We start from the raw sequence: 17,904 nt of genomic DNA, 5'->3' as shown, positions 1-17,904 counted from the left end.
GGTACCCTAAATTCTTGTAAAATTAAAAATACCGTGATATTTGATTCACATTATAAATCTATAAAAACCAATCCTATGAAAACTATTGTATTTGTATTCACCTTTATGCTTACCTTAAATCTAGCTGCACAGACCTCTTATGAAAAAGGAATGAGTAAAGCCTTCCAATTATGGCAAGAACAAAAAAATACAGAAGCATCACAGCTATTTGAACGAATTGCAACTGCGGAAAAAGAAAATTGGCTACCACCTTACTATTTAGCCACTGTTGAAATAGTGAGCAGTTTTGGTATTCAAGAAGAAGATATGCTTACCTCAAAACTAACGCGGGCAAAAAAATATTTAGATCAGGCTGCCAACTTATCTAAACATAATCCAGAAATCATCATAAGTTATGCCTTATTAAATACCGCCTATATTGCTTTTGATGGACAAAAGTACGGCATGACTTTATCTGCAGAAAATGCGGTACTTTACAATAAAGCATTAGAAATAGCCCCAGAAAATCCAAGAGTGGTATTAAGTAAAGCCGAATGGGATATGGGGTCTGCAAAATTCTTTGGAAAATCTACTCAACCCTTTTGCGATGATATAACGCGTGCTATAGAATTATTTAATAAGGAAGAACAAACCATACAATTTTACCCTTATAGTGGAATAGAACGTGCAGAAGCAGTGCATACGTCTTGTAAAAAAGAAACCTCTCCTAAATAAGGGAGAGGTTTAACTTTAGTGTATATGATTATTAAATTATAAGATATAATCAGTACTTACAAAATTAGAAAGTTTAGCATCTAATAATTGTTCAATAATTTCTGTATTCAAGTCATTGTCTTTGAAAGCGACAAAAGTTCTAATAGAAAAAGAACGCAAGGCATCATGCACACTTAAAGTGGCTTGCGCAGAATCTTTTCTTCCTGTAAACGGGTACACATCTGGTCCACGTTGACAAGAGCTATTTAAGTTTACACGGCATACTAGGTTCACTAAAGAATCTATTAGTGGAGCAAGCGCATATACATCTTTCCCAAACAAACTAACTTGCTGCCCGTAATTGGACTCTGCCATGTCATCTAAAGGCTCCTCTATGTTTTTAAAAGGAACTATAGGAATAACAGGTCCAAATTGCTCTTCTTTATAAACATTCATGTCCTTAGTAACAGGGTATAGCACTGCAGGCCAGATATAGTTATCTGCATGCTCACCTCCTTTTTTATTCAAAATTTTTGCTCCTTTAACAAGGGCGTCATCAATTAAACCTTGAATATATGCTGGCTTTTCTGGCTCTGGTAATGGAGTTAATTTCGCCCCATCATCCCAAGGGTTTCCAAATTTAAGTTCATCAACACGTTTAGAAAATCGTTTGTTAAATTCCTCAGCAATATCTTCATGAACATAGACTACTTTTAAAGCAGTACAACGCTGACCGTTGAAGGATAATGTACCCGCGATACACTCATCAATCGTCAAATCTAAGTCGGCATCAGGAAGTACAATAGCAGGATTTTTTGCTTCTAAACCAAGTACTAATCGCAAACGGTTACTTTTTGGGTGCTGATTCTGCAAGGCATTTGCAGATTTACTATTTCCAATTAGTGCTAAAACATCTACTTTACCTGTTTGCATAATAGGCGCTGCTACCGCTCTACCTCTACCAAAAAGAATATTGATTACGCCTTTTGGAAAACAAGATTGAAAAGCTTCTAACAAAGGAGTAATTAATAATACACCATGTTTTGCAGGTTTAAAAATAGCTGTATTCCCCATAATAATTGCAGGAATCAGTAATGCAAAGGTCTCATTTAATGGATAATTATAAGGTCCTAAGCAAAGAACAACGCCTAAGGGACCTCTTTTTATATGGGCATAAACACCATCGTGTTTTTGAAACTTTGCGGCATTACGGTCTAGTTGTTTGTAATCCTCTATCGTATCATAAATGTACTCTACAGTTCTATCAAATTCTTTTTGAGAATCTGGTAATGATTTGCCGATTTCCCACATCAATAATTTTACAACTTCTTCACGCTTCGTTTCCATCTTCTTAACGAAAGCTTCCATGCAATCTATACGATCTTTCACGTGCATGGTAGGCCAAACACCTTGACCTCTACCATATGCTTTTGTAGCTGCATTTAAAGCATCCATAGCTTCTGGTTCTCCCATATCTGGGATAGAGCCTAATAAGGTAGGCTTATAATCTTCTGTAGAGGATATTGTAGAAAAAACTTGTGTGGTATTGCCACTCCACTTTTTTAATTCACCATCTACTAAATATGTTTTTTGTTCAATTGTTTCTTTAATCTGAAATTCCTCTGGAATTGTAGTTTTCATTTTTGTCATTTTATTCGTACTTAGATATAAAGTTACTTAATAAGTCGCTAAAAACTCAATTAATTGCAGGTATAAATGCGAAGAATAGCATAATCATAACATAAAAATGTAATATGATAGATATCAAACGTTTTCGAAAGGAAACACCTAAAAAGATCTAGCGCATGATATGACTTTATTCCTTTGTCTTACACTAGATATTGAAACAAATCTGGCTTATCATTTAAGTAGTCTCCGAAGAAATTATTGGCTTTCATCCGTTCAATTAAGGGTTGTAAATTATCGGCACTTTTAAGCTCTATACCCACTACAGCAGGTGCATTTTCTTTACTGGATTTTTTAGAGTATTCAAAATGAGTAATATCATCAGTAGGACCTAGGATATCAACAACAAACTCCTTTAATGCTCCGGGGCGTTGGGGAAAACGAACAATAAAATAGTGTTTTAAATTTCGGTAAAGTAAAGCGCGTTCTTTAATTTCTGCTGTTCTAGTAATATCGTTATTGCTCCCGCTAACAATGCAGACTACATTTTTACCTTTTATTTCGGTACTGTAAAGATCTAAAACAGATAAGGTTAATGCCCCTGCAGGTTCTACAACAATAGCATCACGATTGTACAGGTCTAAAATAGTTTGACATACTTTACCTTCTGGAACAGTAATGACATCATGTAAATGTTTTTTACAGATTTCGAAGGTCAAATCGCCCACTTTCTGCACAGCAGCACCATCTACAAATTTATCGATATGTTCTAACTCCGTATTTACGCCATTTTCTATAGATGTTTTCATGGATGCAGCGCCTTCTGGTTCCACACCTATAATTTTAGTATTGGGCGACAATTGATGAAATACACTACAAAGGCCAGCAGCCAATCCACCACCACCGATAGCTACAAAAACATAATCTATAGTGGCGGTCGTTTGTTGAATAATTTCGAGACCAACGGTTGCCTGACCTTCTATCGTTTTAGGATCATCAAAAGGATGGACAAAAACCTTATCATTCTCGTTACAGAATTTCATAGAAGCTTTATAAGAGTCGTCAAAAGTATCTCCTTTCAAAACGATCGTAACCCATTCTCCACCGAAAAGCTGTGTTTGCTCAATTTTTTGCTGCGGAGTTACAGAAGGCATATAAATAGTCCCTTTTATCTTGAGATGGTTACACGCAAAAGCTACCCCTTGTGCATGGTTACCAGCGCTAGCACAGACAACGCCTTTTTTTCTTTCTTCAGCGCTTAGACTATAAATTTTATTAAATGCACCTCTAATTTTGTACGATCGCACACGGTGCAAATCTTCTCGTTTTAAAAGAATATTCGCATCGTATTGTTTAGAATATCGGATGCTTTCTTGTAACGGAGTATTTTCTGCTACTACTTGTTTTATAGTGGTAGCCGCAGTATATATATCTTCTATTTTCGGGAAGTATTTCATGGTATAAAAGTAAAAAACCTGTCAGGTTTAAAAAACTTGACAGGTTTGTTATTAAATGTATAGAAGATTATACGATTGGCTTCATTGCTGTCATTGAAGCTCTTAATCTCGCTCCAACAATTTCTACTGGATGCTCTCTTAACGCTTTATTCACTTCAATTAATTTAGCATTATCTACACCATTGCCTTTTCCTTCTCCGAATTTTTTACCGATAACATCAGTATCAATTTTAGACATAAAGTCTTTCAATAAAGGTTTACAAGCATGATCAAATAAATAACAACCATATTCTGCTGTATCAGAAATTACACGATTCATTTCGAATAATTTTTTACGCGCAATAGTGTTCGCAATTAACGGCGTTTCATGTAATGACTCGTAGTAAGCAGATTCTGCTATAATTCCAGAATCTGTCATCGCTTCAAAAGCAAGCTCTACTCCTGCTCTAACCATAGCTACCATTAACACACCATGGTCGTAAAATTCTTGTTCAGAAATTTTATCGCTACCTGCTGGTGTTTTTTCAAAAGCAGTTTCTCCTGTTTCTGCTCTCCATGTTAATAGGTTTTTATCATCATTAGCCCAGTCTTCCATCATCGTTTTAGAAAATTCACCTTCGATAATATCATCCATATGTTTTTGAAACAAGGGACGCATAATTTCTTTTAATTCTTCTGAAAGTTCAAAAGCTTTAATTTTTGCTGGATTAGACAAACGATCCATCATATGGGTAATTCCACCATATTTAAGACCTTCTGTAACTGTTTCCCAACCGTATTGAATAAGTCTAGAAGCATAACCGGCATCCATTCCTTTATCAATCATTTTGTCAAAACATAAAATAGATCCTGTTTGTAGCAAACCACAAAGAATAGTTTGTTCTCCCATTAAATCTGATTTTACTTCAGCAACAAATGAAGACTCTAAAACACCCGCTTTATCACCACCTGTCGCTACAGCATAAGCTTTTGCTTCTGCTAAACCTTTTCCTTCTGGATCATTTTCTGGGTGCACCGCGATTAATGTTGGCACACCAAAACCTCTTTTATACTCTTCACGAACTTCAGATCCTGGAGATTTAGGGGCAACCATAATTACCGTTAAATCTTTACGAACCTGCATGCCTTCTTCAACAATATTAAAACCATGTGAGTAAGATAACGTAGCTCCTTTTTTCATTAAAGGCATTACCGTTTCTACCACATTAGTATGTTGTTTATCAGGCGTTAAATTAATAACTAAATCTGCTATTGGAATCAATTCTTGGTACGTACCAACTGTAAATCCGTTTTCTTTAGCATTTTTATAAGACTGTCTTTGTTCTTTTATTGCAGCATCACGTAAAGCATAAGAAATATCTAAACCAGAATCACGCATGTTTAAACCTTGATTTAAACCTTGTGCTCCACAACCTACAATTACTATTTTTTTCCCTTTTAAAGCGTCTACACCATCAGAAAATTCACTTGTATCCATGAATCTACATTTCCCTAATTGGGTCAATTGTTCTCTCAGTGATAGTGTATTGAAATAATTTGCCATTTTATAAACTCGTTTATTTAAAATTGATTTATTCTTGTTTCTTAAATTTTGCTATCATAGCAGAAATAGGCATCTCTGCTTTAGTCACTGCTATTCTTCCTGAACGTACAAATTGCATAATTCCGAAAGGTTTTAATTGTTCGTACATATCATCTACTTCATGCTTTCTTCCTGTTTTTGCAAGAACAAAGAAATCTCTAGATACGGTGACGATTGTTGCGTTACAATCCTTTATAATATTCTGTATTTGACGTTCATCAAATAAAAGGTTAGAGGCTATTTTAAAGATTACAGATTCTTGATATATGGTATCATCATCTAAATGATAAAATGCTTTTATAACTTCTATTTGTTTTTCAATTTGCCCTACAATTTTACGTGCAACTTCATCTTCAGTAAAGACAACCACTGTAAATTTTGATACGCTCTCAATCTCTGATTTAGAGACGTTTAAGCTCTCAATATTAATATGTCGCTTTAAGAAAATTCCTGAAATTCTGTTTAATAACCCGATGTTATTTTCAGAATAAATTGATATTGTAAACCACTTTTTTTCCATCCTTTTACCCTAATTCCCTATTTAATTTTAAAAGGGATATTAATATATTAGTTACTTCTAACGGCGATTATTAATCCGGTAGACCAATTTAATTTTGTTAATTTAAAGTCTTCTCTAGCATCTAAGTAACACACCAAATCAGTGACATGCTTTTCATGCCCTTCTGGCCAATTTTCTTGTTTTGCCATGTCGTCAATAATATAAAACCCGCCCACTTTCACAAGATTTAAAACTTCTTCTATTTCACTGTATTTTCCTGGCCAAGCATCTGCAAAAATTACATCGAATTTTTCTCCCTTATAGTTCTTAAGCCATACCGTTCCGTCTTCACAGATGAGTTGCACTCTTTTATCCGTACCAAAAAACTCCGTAGAAATTTTAATTAATTCAGGGTCATTATCAACCGATATTAAACGTGAATCAGCATCCATTCCATCAATCATCCATGATAGTGATAATCCTATCCCAGTACCCAATTCTAAAATATGAGCTTTGGGTTTAGAAGCGATTAAGGTCTTAAGTAAACTCCCTATATATAAATCTGAAGGCATCGTAAACCCGATAGCCTTAGATTTGGCTTCTATTTTAGAATGAATTTTAGGCTTGTTCTTGGATATTATATCTACCATTTTATTTTAATCTGATATCTGAAACCGATGCTCCTGTAGGAATCATTGGAAATACATTACCCTCTTTTTCAACTTTTACTTCTAAGAAATAAGGTTCTTTAGAAGCAATCATTTCATGAATAGTTGCTTTTAAATCTTTTCTTTCACTCACACGTTTTGATGCAATACTATACCCTTCAGCTATTTTTACAAAATCAGGATTAACCATAACTGTAGATGCATATCTTTTTTCAAAGAACAATTCTTGCCATTGGCGTACCATTCCTAGATGGTCATTATTTAAGACCACAATCTTTACCGGAATTTTATGTTGAAAAATAACGCCTAGTTCTTGTATGGTCATTTGAAAGCCACCATCACCAATAATTGCCACAACCTCACGATCCATAGCGCCTTGCTTAGCACCAATAGCCGCTGGTAAAGCGAAGCCCATGGTTCCTAAACCACCAGAAGTAACATTACTTTTAGATTGGTTAAACTTTGCATACCTACAGGCAATCATTTGATGTTGCCCAACGTCTGTAACGATAATAGCACTATTATTTGAAGCGATATTAATCTCTTCAATAACTTCACCCATGGTTAAACCATCTTTCGTTGGTTTAATATCATGTTTGATTACTTCGTTGTATTCAATTTCGTATCTTTTCTTAAATTCATTATGCCAAGCTTCATGACTGTTTTTAGCAATCATTGGAAGTAATAATTGTAGTGTTTCTTTAGAGTTTCCTAAAACGGCAACTTCTGATATCACATTTTTATTAATCTCTGCTGGGTCAATTTCAAAATGAATGACCTTTGCTTGTTTCGCATAGGTTTGTAAATTACCCGTAACACGATCATCAAAACGCATTCCAATAGCAATTAATAAATCGCATTCATTGGTCAAAACATTAGGCGCATAGTTCCCATGCATACCTACCATTCCTACATTTAAAGGATGATCTGTATCCATCGCAGAAAGCCCTAAAATGGTCCAAGCAGCAGGAATACCTGCTTTTTCTACCAATTGCTTTAATTCGCCTTCTGCCTGACCTAAAATAACACCCTGACCAAAAACGATCATAGGTTTTTTTGCTTCGTTAATTAATTTAGCCGCTTGTGTAATGGCATTTATATTTGGCTTAGGTACAGGGTTATAACTGCGGACACCTGTGCATTTTTCATATAAAAAATCAAACATTTCAAATTGAGCATCTTTAGTAATGTCAATTAAGACAGGACCTGGACGACCAGATTTTGCTATGTAAAATGCCTTTGCCAATATTTCTGGGATTTCAGAAGCTTTTGTTATTTGATAATTCCATTTTGTAACAGGTGTAGATATCCCTACAATATCAGTTTCTTGAAAAGCATCTGAACCTAATAATTGACTAATTACTTGGCCTGTTATACAGACCAATGGTGTAGAATCTATTTGCGCATCTGCTAACCCAGTCACAAGATTAGTTGCTCCAGGACCAGAGGTAGCCAAAGCAACACCTACTTTGCCAGAAACTCTTGCATAGCCTTGAGCAGCATGCGTAGCACCTTGCTCGTGACGCGTTAATATATGTGTTAGTCTATCCTGAAATTTATACAATTCATCATAAACAGGCATTATGGCACCACCAGGGTAACCATAAATTAAATCGACTCCCTCAGCCAATAAACATTGTATTATTGCTTCGGCACCACTAATTTTTATAGCAGTCTTCATATTCGTCGATTTTGATTTTTCTCTTATTGTCTCTGTATTCATACGCTTTACTTTCTAGATTTCCTTTTCACAGGAAATAATAAATAGCTTTTTAAAATTCATCCGTAACACACCCTTGTGCTGCAGAGGATACGGAACGTGCATATTTGTATAAAACCCCTTTTTTGAACTTCAAGGCTGGAGCAACCCACGATTCCTTACGCTTTGCTAGTTCTTCATCAGAAACTTCTACATTTATAGCATTTGTTTCTGCATCAATGGTAATAATATCACCATCTTTTACTAAGGCAATAGTACCACCTTCTTGTGCTTCTGGCGAAATATGACCTACCACAAAACCATGTGTACCCCCTGAAAAACGACCATCGGTAATCAAGGCCACTTCTTTTCCTAAACCAGCACCCATAATTGCGGCTGTAGGTTTTAGCATTTCTGGCATTCCAGGACCACCTTTAGGACCTTCATAACGAATGACCACAACATCACCTTTTTTAACTTGACCAGCACTGATCCCATCATTTGCCGCATATTCACTATCAAAAACTTTAGCTGTTCCTTTGAACAGTAAGCCTTCTTTTCCTGTAATTTTTGCTACAGAACCATTTTCAGCAAGGTTTCCATAAAGCATACGTAAATGCCCTGTTGCTTTAATAGGATTATCTAAAGAGCGAATGACATCTTGACCTTCTTGTAAATTAGGAACATGCTCTAAATTCTCTGCTAATGTTTTTCCTGTCACAGTCAAACAATCTCCATGTAGTAATCCGTTTTTTAACAAATACTTTAATACTGCAGGAATACCACCAATGCGGTGTACATCTTCCATTAAATATTTTCCACTAGGTTTTAAATCCGCAATAAATGGCGTAGTATCACTAATATGTTGAAAATCTTGTAAGGTAAAATCGATATCCGCAGCCCTTGCAATCGCTAAAAAGTGAAGTACTGCATTTGTAGAACCGCCCATAATAATTACAAGACGAATAGCATTTTCTATAGATTTTCTAGTAACAATATCTAGAGGTTTAATATCATGCTCTAAAAGGTAAAACATCTTTTTACCTGCTTCAATACATTCCTCTTTTTTATCATTACCCACTGCTGGATTTGATGAGTTATATGGTAAAGACATTCCTAAAGCTTCAATTGCAGAAGCCATCGTGTTTGCCGTATACATTCCGCCACAAGCACCTGCACCAGGAATTGCTTTTTTTATGATACACTGAAAATCTTCTTCTTTCATGGTACCTGCTACTTTTTCTCCCCAGGCTTCAAAAGCAGAAACGATATCTAATTTTTTCTCTTGATAGCAACCAGAAGCAATGGTACCTCCATACACTAAAATAGAGGGACGATTAAGACGAATCATAGCCATTAATGCACCAGGCATGTTTTTATCACAGCCTACTACAGTAACCAAACCATCATATGACATTCCTTGCACTACCGTTTCCATAGAATCGGCAATAATATCTCTAGAGGGTAATGAAAAACGCATTCCAGGAGTTCCCATGGAAATGCCATCACTAACACCAATGGTATTAAAAATTAAACCAACAGATGCTTTTGAATTAACACCCTCTTTTACCAATTTGGCCAAATCATTCAAATGCATATTACAAGGATTTCCCTCGTAACCTGTACTTGCGACACCAATAATTGGCTTTTCAAAATCTTCATCTTTAAAACCTATACCATACAACATTGCTTGTGCTGCTGGTTGTGTAGGGTCTTGAGTTACGTTTTTACTATATTTATTTAATTCCATTCAACGATATGCTTGTATATTTTTATTCCTTGTGTGTATGCGCTATTAAATCAAAGATAAATGTTTATAATTCCTTAGTTTTTTAACAAATCTTATTGGTTCAAAGTCAATTTTAGCATTATATATTTAAAACATTGATAATCAATTTATTATGACAGTATTTTCTCCCATATTCAATACAATAAAGTTATTTTTAAAGGCTAATTTTTTCGGTATTTTCCATAAAAAAAGCCTGTATCTTTACGTATAGATACAGGCTTTCTTAAACAACAAAAGTCTATATCATTCTTTTAGGAGAATAATAATGACGTAAATATTGTTTTTTAGTTCTAACATAAAGTAAATGTAAATAAAATTAGAGATAAACAGCCTTAGAAATCCGTAATTTTGATAAATGCAACAATTATTAGAAAATCAACGAGATTTTTTCAAATCGCAACAAACAAAGTCCATTTCTTTTAGAAAAGAGTATTTAAAGAAGTTGATGAGTGCTATTGAAAAATATGAGGATGAAATTTGTGATGCCATCTTTTTAGATTTTAAAAAGCCAAAGTTTGAAACCATACTTACGGAAACTCAATTTGTTTTAGCAGAATTAAATACGGCTATAAAAAAATTGAATTCATGGGCTAAACCTACCCGTAAAAGTACTTCATGGGCCAATTGGCCTTCCTCAGATTATATCTATAAGGAACCTTATGGCACCGTATTGATAATTGCACCTTGGAATTATCCGTTTCAATTGGCCATTGCTCCATTAATTGGTGCGTTAGCCGCAGGGAATACAGCAGTTATAAAACCCTCTGAAATTACCCCTAACACCTCAGAAATTATAGTTAAAATTATCGCTGAAGTATTCCCTGTAAATTATGTTGCCGTCGTAGAAGGGGGTGTAGAAGTTTCTCAGAATTTACTCGCTCAAAAATGGGACTATATTTTCTTTACAGGAAGTTCTAAAGTGGGAAAGATTGTATATAAAAGTGCTGTAAAACACTTAACACCTGTAACCTTAGAGTTGGGAGGTAAAAATCCTTCCATAGTAGATGCAACGGCAAATATACCAGTAGCAGCAAGGCGAATTGCTTGGGGGAAATTTTTAAACGCAGGACAAACGTGCATTGCCACCGATTATATTTTGGTACATAAGACGGTAAAAGAAAAACTGATACAAGAATTAATTGAAAGCATTAAAGGATTTTATGGTCCGGATGTAGCATCTTCAAAAGATTTTGCACGTACGGTAAACGCAAAACATTTTGATGGTTTGATGGCGATGTTAGATGGCGAGAATATCCTTTACGGCGGACAAAATAACCCCAAAGATAATTACTTAGCTCCTACGCTATTGGATGAATCAAAAATGAGCAGTAAGGTCATGGAAGGAGAAATATTTGGACCTATATTACCCATTATATCCTATGAAACCTTAGCTGATATTGATCGTTATCTTTCAAATTACGAGAAGCCTTTAGCTACCTATGTATTTAGTACCGATAAAAAATTTCAGGATACTATTTTAAACACCTATAGTTTTGGTGGTGGTGCAATCAATGATACCGTTATCCATATAGCAAACAAAAACCTTCCTTTTGGAGGTGTGGGAGCAAGCGGAATTGGTGCCTATCACGGCAAAACTTCCTTTGATATATTCTCACATGCTAAGGCAATTCTTAAAAAAGGGACCTGGTTAGATATCCCATTACGCTACCCTCCCTATAAGTTGTCTTTAGATTTTGCCAAAAAATTAAAAAAGTTGTTCTAATTACATCAATTTAAAAGAGAATGTATCTCCTGCCTTTTTTTGTGCTAGTATAGAAATTCCTTTATCTGTAAGTTGAAGTATTCTTGGATAGCCTCCTGTAGTCTGACCATCTTTCATAAGGATGATAAGTTTTCCTGCAGGAGTAAACTGTATGGTTCCAGGAAGCGTTGCAGAGGTAAGCATTGAAATAGCATGTCCTGATATTGTTTCATTGAGTTGGTATGCCATTCGGTTATTTTCATTGGCCACAGTAAATGGCTGTGAAAAAAGATTTTCTAATTGTTTGTCATCTAGCAATTCAAATTCTGGACCTTTAGCAACATGTAAGGTATCTTCCTCTAAAATAGAATCTACTTTTAAGCCCGTTATTTTAGGGTCAAACCGTTTCGTTTCTATATAGGTTACTTCGGACTTATCTTTTAATAATGCTTTAGGTGTAATGATCCCGTAATAAGATCTACTTCCTAAAACTTTGGGGGATTGAAAACCCTTTTTAATTGCCAAATACGCTCTAAAGCCTTTTTTAAGTCGACCATATGATAAGATATCTCCGGCATTGACTTTTAGTACTTTATAATTGTTTATTGGTTCATTATTCAAGGTTGCAGAGAGTTCTGCGCCACCCAAACTGATGTAAGCATCTTTTTCAAATTCTAAAGTGGGCCCAGTCATCGTAATCTCTAAAACCGCAGCATCGCTTTCATTTTCTAAGAGCATGTTTAATTTATAAACTGTTTCTGTATCCATAACGCCAGAAACAGGAACCCCTTTGTCTCTAAAACCAAAACGACCAGTATCTTGAATCGTTGTGAAAAAACCAGATTTTAATACTTTAAGCATCGATTTTTATTTTTTCAAATTGATAAATACCTACTTCTGCTTCAATCTTATGTAAATCATATTCTGCCTTAGAAATGGAATAAAATTGAACTTTATCTCCTACTTTAACTAAACAAGGATTTTCATTTTTAGGATTGAATATAGGTACGGAGCAATTCCCAATTATATTCCACCCTCCTGGAGATTCTTGTGGGTAAACACCCGTTTGCTTTCCTGCTAAGCCAACAGATCCTTTATTTACTTTTAGTCTTGGCGTACTTCTTCTTGGAATCTCTAGTTCGCTTGGTAAACCTCCCAAATACATAAAACCAGGCAGAAAGCCAATGCCATAAACAGTATAAGGATGAGCCGTATGCAATTCTATAATCTCTTGTGGTGTTTTCTTTAATTTTTCCGCGACTTCATCTAAATCCAAAGCAAACTCATTTTCATAACAAACTGGCAGTCTCCAAAGGTATTTTTGCTCCAGCATAATTTCTTGCTTTTCCGCATACCATTGTTCTAATTGAATTTTGAAACTATCAAATTGTATGGCATCATTACGTAAAACAAGGGTAAGTGAGTTATAGGCGGGAACTAGTTCCCAAAGGCCTTCGCGGAGACATTCCTTTTTTAAATGAGCACTAAAAAATAAAATATCGTTTAATATTCCATCATTAACTTCTTGAGGCCACTCTATTAAAACGGCATGAATACCGAAGGGTCGGATTGAAATAGGGAAATTTTTCACTGGTTTATTTGAATGTTATAATTTGGTAATTCATCATGAAGATACATTAAAATTTTTAATGCTGAAACAGTATCACCATGAATACAAAAAGTATCTGAGAGACAATTAATTAGTTTATTATTGATTGTTTTTATCTTACCATCTTCGATCATATAACGCAAATGACGTAAAACATCTTTAGGGTTTTCTAGCAGCGCATTTTCCTTAGATCTAGCGACTAGACTACCATCATCATTATAATTACGATCTAAAAAACTCTCATAGGCGATTGATACACCTTGTTTTATAGCTTCTTGAGCAATGATAGCATTGTAGGGTACATATAATTTGATGCCATCGGAATACGGAATAATGGCTTCAAGAAAAGCTAGGGCTACATCTATATTACTAGCACAATCATTATACAAAGCTCCATGAGCTTTTATATGATGAACACTAACATTCTCTTCTTTGGCAATAACAAAGAATAAGTGCACCTGTTCTTGAATAGTTGCAATTAAAATTTCTTTGGATAAAACCATAGTTTTTCTTCCAAAAAGCGCTTTGTCTGGATAAGAAGGATGTGCACCTATAAGAACCTTATTTTTTTTTGCTATTTTGATTACGTTACGAATACTATTTTCATCACCTGCATGACCCCCGCAAGCTATATTACACGACGAAATTAAAGGCAAAAGTTCTTCCTCATTCCCTACTCCTTCTCCAACATCACAATTAATATCTATTTTCATAACGGTTCTCTTAATATCCAAAAACTTTAAGAATACTTTTCACCCCTAAAATAACGGTCAACACAACGATTAAAATGCCAAGTATATTCTGAAATACGGTATTTCTATAAGCGCCTAAAACTTGTTTTTTATTCACAACCCACAATAAAAAAATTGCAATAACTGGCAATAAAATGCCATTTGCTATTTGCGCAAATTTTATAATTTCGATGGGTTTTATACCAAAAATTAGAAAAGATAATCCGATTATAATAATCGACATCCAAACTGCTTTAAATCGCTTGTCTTTTAAGCCTGCCTTCCATCCAAAAATACTATTAACCACATATGCAGCAGCTAATGGCGCTGTGATTGATGAGGTAATTCCAGCTGCAAAAAGCCCCACTCCCATAAAATACCTAGCAGCAGAACCAAATAACGGTTCTAGCCCTTTAGCTAAATCCATCACATTGGAGATATTATTATTTGAAATACTTGTTGCTGCTATCATAATCCCCATAGATACCACACCTCCTAACGAGATCGCTAAAATGGTGTCGCGTCTGGCAGCTTTCAAGTCAGTTTTAGATTTCCATTTTTCACTGACTAAAGAAGCATGTAAAAATAAATTATAGGGAACAACTGTAGTACCTACTAATGCAATGATACTTAAAATACTATCTTGAGGAATTGTTGGAATAAACAAACCTTTTGCGATAGCTACTAGATCTGGTTTCGTAATTATTGCCGTGAGTAAGAATGATAAACTCATGATAATTACCAAAGAGACAAATGCTTTTTCTAAAGTTTTATAATTTCCAAAATAAAGCAAACTAAAGGCAATGCCTCCAATAATAAGTGCATATAATTTAGTATTTGATTCTCCAAAAACAGCCTCCAATCCTAAGGTTGCGCCTCCAATATTACCACCTTCATAAGCAGCATTACCTACTACAATGGCAGATAGTATAACTCCTAAAACCAGATACTTAACCCAAGTTATATGAAGCTCTGATTTTATTACATCTGCAAGTCCACGTTGCGTGATAACTCCTAATCTTGCTGCCATTTCTTGTAGCACTATAGTTGCTATAACAGATAGTAACATAGCCCAAAGCAAAGCATAACCAAAGCTTGCTCCAGCAAGTGTGCAGGCGGTTACTGTTCCCGGGCCAATAAAAGCTGCGGCGACTAAAACTCCAGGACCTATTTTTTTGAACATGATTATTTTGTATGGTTTAAGGCATAAAGCGCAAAACTACCTAACCAATGCGTTCCACTATAATTATCATCAACAATATTGGGTAGTGAATAATTAATATGGGTGGTAGCTATCGTTTTTAAATGAGCATATTCCGGTAAGCTTTCGGCAATGCCATACAAGCACCAAGCACGGCTAAAATTAAGACCGTCTAAATGCACCAATTTACCATCTGTTCTATCTGAAACCAATCCGGGTGATAATTGAAAATCTGGATCTGTAAGTTCTGGTAAAAAGGTATCAAACCAAATTTTAAATTCATCTTCTGCATATATCTTCCGCATTAGATTGGCTTCTTCTAAACAAGGTGATAAGAAATCAAAACCACTAGGCTCCCATTGTAATGGACAATCACTATCATCTGCATAAAAACGAATAGCAGTATCTTTTATGGCTGCCATAAAAGTTTCATTCTCCATAGTATTTGCGTAATCATAAGCTAGCGAAAGACCAAAAGCAGTATTGCTGTGTTCTCCTACGCGAATAGGATAGTTAAGTTTCGGAAGAAATTCAATATAGGAATCAATAATCAAATTGGTTAAGGGTTGTAAATTCTTTTCCAAATCCCGAGCCAGAGGATCGTTCCAAGTATGAATTTCTTCGGCTAACTTTAAAACCCAAGCCCAGCCGTATGTGCGTTCATAAGAACTATTGCCTTCTATTTTAAAATAAGCAATTTCTGCTTCTATATGTTCTTTAGAGATATTAGTAATTAATTTTTGCCGGATTATAGCTGCTTGATGCAAGCTCGGGAATTGTTTTAATAATGAAACTAACGACCAATGACCATGCACAGAGGAATGCCAATCATAGCAACCATAAAATGCAGGATGCAACGACTTGGGCCCTTGAAGCTGTGTAGCATCTGAAAGCGATTGATTAAGTTTATTAGGATATTCTACTTGTAAACACTCTAAAGGCAGGTTCGCTAATCTATTGGCTTCTTTAAACGATAATTCAGGAAGCTCCATGGTCGCTTGTTCTGACGTTATCAATGGTTTAGGTTCTTCTTTACAGGAGAACAAAAGAAGAAAAGCAATTGCAAGTATTTGTGATTTTTGAATCATTGAAATTCTATTTTTCAATTATAATTTGATAAGAAGTAAATATAGAGACTTAAAGTTAAATTTTTAGAAATTCTACGAATAAAAGCATCGTTGAATGGTACATGGATAGTGTAGTTCGTCTAAAAAATGGTCATACGTCTAAAACTTGAAATGTTCATATACTATTTGAAAAAAGATACTGTTATAATAATCCCGAATACCTATTAACCTACTTAATTAAATGAACTGTCTAGAATGTAATAAAGGACTTAGTTATATAGATCATAAAAATTCTTTTGATATTTACGGAGTTGAACTTTGTAAACAGCATAAGGGACGCATGGATAAATTGGTAAATACCAAAAAGACTCCAATTGAAGCTATCAAACTATACTACGGCTTAAAAGCAATTGGCATCCCATCCATGTTAGAATGGTGGGATGGTAAGAAATCTGTGGATTTAGCTATTTCTCGTGTAAAACTCAATATTGAGATTGATACGGAATACAATACCATTACGCATGAACAAGCGATTATGGATTTAGAAGAAGCAATGCATTCTTTTAAAAATGGATTCACCACAATTCGAATACCCGATGTCGTCATAAAATATTACCTCAAAGAAACTGTAAATAATATTGAAGGAATTGTAGAAGGCTTAAAAGCGAATATTAAAACAATTTAAGCTTTTGGTTACTAATCTAGGTTGATAAAGTATGCTCCTTATAAAATATTTTAAAGGCATTAACATACGTTTTTGCCTTTATAATTCTAGAGTAGATCTTATCTCGAAAATAGTTAAACATTATTTAATCACAAAAAACAAACTTGCTTTTCCATACTGACTTTCTTTATGAATTTTTTTTAAGTGATAGTCCTAGTGCCCATAAAATTGTTACTTTATGGTATTCCAATATTTTCATAAGAATTGGATAGGGTTTTATAAACATTCATAATTAAATGAGTAAAAAAAAAGTCTTTAAGCTATCTTCTATCTTAGTAATTGTTTTTACAATAGTTGCACTATTTATTAATTTTAAATATCATACTCAAGACAAATTTTGGATAAGCTATTTTGGAGAATCTCAAAATTCAACTGTAATAAAAGTAGATTCTTTTAGGCTACAAAAAAGAGGTTATGGTTATTATCATACTTTAACGATTATTGATACATCTTCGCAATCCCAAAAACATATAGAACTTATTTCTGGTACTGCTAAATATGAATTAGGAGCTAAAATTAAAGTGAAAGTTTTACAAGATAAAGCAGCCTTTAGTGAAACTCCTAGTTTTATATTCTCACTAATTTTAGGAGGATTTATATTATTTTCATGGATTCTTAACTATACCTTATTTTTTAAAAAATAGTAAATACCACTTAGTAGAAGCGTTAAACCCATATCCAAATTAATTTATTCAAATAACAGAAATTCATTACTAATTAATTAGTTCTATATCAGATAATGATTTTCTTAAAAATGTGACTAAACTTTTAAGTAGTAAGGAGCCTAATTTTTTTATATCTGCTGGTGAAAAGAATACAATAATAAATAAACAGGAAAATAATTCTAAATAACTCGC

The 17,904-nt window shown here is 34.4% G+C and carries 16 protein-coding genes; 4 read left to right on the top strand and 12 right to left on the bottom strand.

The annotated features are described in order from the left end of the window. The first annotated feature begins 75 nt into the window (after positions 1-75). Positions 76-714 (top strand): M48 family metallopeptidase, encoded by a 639-nt coding sequence (locus GQR94_RS18760; RefSeq protein ID WP_158978131.1) that lies wholly within the window; start codon positions 76-78, stop codon positions 712-714. A 36-nt stretch (positions 715-750) separates the two neighbouring features. On the opposite strand, the gene GQR94_RS18755 is transcribed toward GQR94_RS18760, so the two are convergent. The 7 genes from GQR94_RS18755 to ilvD form a co-directional block, all read right to left on the bottom strand. Next, entirely contained in the window at positions 751-2,334 is a 1,584-nt protein-coding gene (locus GQR94_RS18755; protein ID WP_158978129.1) for an NADP-dependent glyceraldehyde-3-phosphate dehydrogenase, read from the bottom strand. 188 nt (positions 2,335-2,522) lie between these two features. Next, the gene (gene ilvA / locus GQR94_RS18750) at positions 2,523-3,776 is read right to left on the bottom strand and encodes a threonine ammonia-lyase IlvA (RefSeq protein ID WP_158978127.1); all 1,254 of its coding nucleotides are present in this window, start codon (positions 3,774-3,776) and stop codon (positions 2,523-2,525) included. A gap of 67 nt (positions 3,777-3,843) precedes the next feature. Next, positions 3,844-5,319, bottom strand: a complete 1,476-nt coding sequence (gene ilvC, locus GQR94_RS18745; RefSeq protein WP_158978125.1) for a ketol-acid reductoisomerase — start codon at positions 5,317-5,319, stop codon at positions 3,844-3,846. Positions 5,320-5,347: 28 nt separating this feature from the next. Beyond that, positions 5,348-5,878 carry an acetolactate synthase small subunit gene (gene ilvN / locus GQR94_RS18740; RefSeq protein WP_158978123.1) on the bottom strand — a complete coding sequence of 177 codons (531 nt, stop codon included), beginning with the start codon at positions 5,876-5,878 and terminating at the stop codon, positions 5,348-5,350. A 47-nt stretch (positions 5,879-5,925) separates the two neighbouring features. Further along, the gene (locus GQR94_RS18735) at positions 5,926-6,507 is read right to left on the bottom strand and encodes an O-methyltransferase (RefSeq protein ID WP_158978121.1); all 582 of its coding nucleotides are present in this window, start codon (positions 6,505-6,507) and stop codon (positions 5,926-5,928) included. Between the two features lies 1 nt (position 6,508). Next, on the bottom strand, positions 6,509-8,248 hold the full coding sequence (gene ilvB, locus GQR94_RS18730; protein WP_158978119.1) for a biosynthetic-type acetolactate synthase large subunit: 1,740 nt from the start codon (positions 8,246-8,248) through the stop codon (positions 6,509-6,511). A 49-nt stretch (positions 8,249-8,297) separates the two neighbouring features. Beyond that, positions 8,298-9,974 carry a dihydroxy-acid dehydratase gene (ilvD, locus tag GQR94_RS18725; protein WP_158978117.1) on the bottom strand — a complete coding sequence of 559 codons (1,677 nt, stop codon included), beginning with the start codon at positions 9,972-9,974 and terminating at the stop codon, positions 8,298-8,300. 394 nt (positions 9,975-10,368) lie between these two features. On the opposite strand from ilvD, the gene GQR94_RS18720 reads away from it, so the two are divergent. Continuing rightward, entirely contained in the window at positions 10,369-11,736 is a 1,368-nt protein-coding gene (locus GQR94_RS18720) for an aldehyde dehydrogenase (RefSeq protein ID WP_158978115.1), read from the top strand. On the opposite strand, the gene GQR94_RS18715 is transcribed toward GQR94_RS18720, so the two are convergent. From GQR94_RS18715 to GQR94_RS18695, 5 genes are read right to left on the bottom strand one after another with little or no spacing between them, the layout of a single operon-like run. Continuing rightward, positions 11,737-12,576: a biotin-dependent carboxyltransferase family protein gene (locus GQR94_RS18715; RefSeq protein WP_158978113.1), complete on the bottom strand. Its 840-nt coding sequence runs from the start codon at positions 12,574-12,576 to the stop codon at positions 11,737-11,739. Continuing rightward, complete coding sequence (gene pxpB, locus GQR94_RS18710; protein WP_158978111.1) at positions 12,569-13,306, bottom strand: 5-oxoprolinase subunit PxpB; 738 nt, start codon at positions 13,304-13,306, stop codon at positions 12,569-12,571. Before pxpB ends, GQR94_RS18715 begins: the two co-directional genes overlap by 8 nt. Next, the gene (gene pxpA / locus GQR94_RS18705) at positions 13,303-14,037 is read right to left on the bottom strand and encodes a 5-oxoprolinase subunit PxpA (RefSeq protein WP_158978109.1); all 735 of its coding nucleotides are present in this window, start codon (positions 14,035-14,037) and stop codon (positions 13,303-13,305) included. Before pxpA ends, pxpB begins: the two co-directional genes overlap by 4 nt. 10 nt (positions 14,038-14,047) lie before the next feature. Next, entirely contained in the window at positions 14,048-15,238 is a 1,191-nt protein-coding gene (locus tag GQR94_RS18700; protein WP_158978107.1) for an Nramp family divalent metal transporter, read from the bottom strand. Positions 15,239-15,240: 2 nt separating this feature from the next. Continuing rightward, positions 15,241-16,344, bottom strand: a complete 1,104-nt coding sequence (locus GQR94_RS18695) for a DUF2891 domain-containing protein (protein WP_158978105.1) — start codon at positions 16,342-16,344, stop codon at positions 15,241-15,243. A gap of 220 nt (positions 16,345-16,564) precedes the next feature. Here GQR94_RS18695 and GQR94_RS18690 point away from each other — a divergent pair, with 220 nt between their 5' ends. Beyond that, positions 16,565-17,008, top strand: coding sequence for a hypothetical protein (locus GQR94_RS18690; RefSeq protein WP_158978103.1), 444 nt, complete (start codon positions 16,565-16,567; stop codon positions 17,006-17,008). Positions 17,009-17,283: 275 nt separating this feature from the next. Continuing rightward, complete coding sequence (locus GQR94_RS18685; RefSeq protein ID WP_158978101.1) at positions 17,284-17,691, top strand: hypothetical protein; 408 nt, start codon at positions 17,284-17,286, stop codon at positions 17,689-17,691. Positions 17,692-17,904 lie beyond the last annotated feature (213 nt).

Source organism: Cellulophaga sp. L1A9 (assembly GCF_009797025.1).
Classification (GTDB): Bacteria; Bacteroidota; Bacteroidia; order Flavobacteriales; family Flavobacteriaceae; genus Cellulophaga.
The sequence above is the reverse complement of the archived record's forward strand: the minus strand, read 5'-3'. Positions and strand labels throughout refer to the sequence as shown.

Coding starts and splice junctions, on each gene's coding strand:
- GQR94_RS18685 (WP_158978101.1), top strand. CDS start 17,284: ATGAGTAAAAAAAAAGTCTTTAAGCTATCTTCTATCTTAGTAATTGTT.
- ilvD (WP_158978117.1), bottom strand. CDS start 9,974: ATGGAATTAAATAAATATAGTAAAAACGTAACTCAAGACCCTACACAA.
- GQR94_RS18735 (WP_158978121.1), bottom strand. CDS start 6,507: ATGGTAGATATAATATCCAAGAACAAGCCTAAAATTCATTCTAAAATA.
- GQR94_RS18690 (WP_158978103.1), top strand. CDS start 16,565: ATGAACTGTCTAGAATGTAATAAAGGACTTAGTTATATAGATCATAAA.
- GQR94_RS18695 (WP_158978105.1), bottom strand. CDS start 16,344: ATGATTCAAAAATCACAAATACTTGCAATTGCTTTTCTTCTTTTGTTC.
- ilvC (WP_158978125.1), bottom strand. CDS start 5,319: ATGGCAAATTATTTCAATACACTATCACTGAGAGAACAATTGACCCAA.
- pxpA (WP_158978109.1), bottom strand. CDS start 14,037: ATGAAAATAGATATTAATTGTGATGTTGGAGAAGGAGTAGGGAATGAG.
- GQR94_RS18760 (WP_158978131.1), top strand. CDS start 76: ATGAAAACTATTGTATTTGTATTCACCTTTATGCTTACCTTAAATCTA.
- GQR94_RS18700 (WP_158978107.1), bottom strand. CDS start 15,238: ATGTTCAAAAAAATAGGTCCTGGAGTTTTAGTCGCCGCAGCTTTTATT.
- ilvN (WP_158978123.1), bottom strand. CDS start 5,878: ATGGAAAAAAAGTGGTTTACAATATCAATTTATTCTGAAAATAACATC.
- GQR94_RS18720 (WP_158978115.1), top strand. CDS start 10,369: ATGCAACAATTATTAGAAAATCAACGAGATTTTTTCAAATCGCAACAA.
- ilvA (WP_158978127.1), bottom strand. CDS start 3,776: ATGAAATACTTCCCGAAAATAGAAGATATATATACTGCGGCTACCACT.
- ilvB (WP_158978119.1), bottom strand. CDS start 8,248: ATGAATACAGAGACAATAAGAGAAAAATCAAAATCGACGAATATGAAG.
- GQR94_RS18755 (WP_158978129.1), bottom strand. CDS start 2,334: ATGAAAACTACAATTCCAGAGGAATTTCAGATTAAAGAAACAATTGAA.
- GQR94_RS18715 (WP_158978113.1), bottom strand. CDS start 12,576: ATGCTTAAAGTATTAAAATCTGGTTTTTTCACAACGATTCAAGATACT.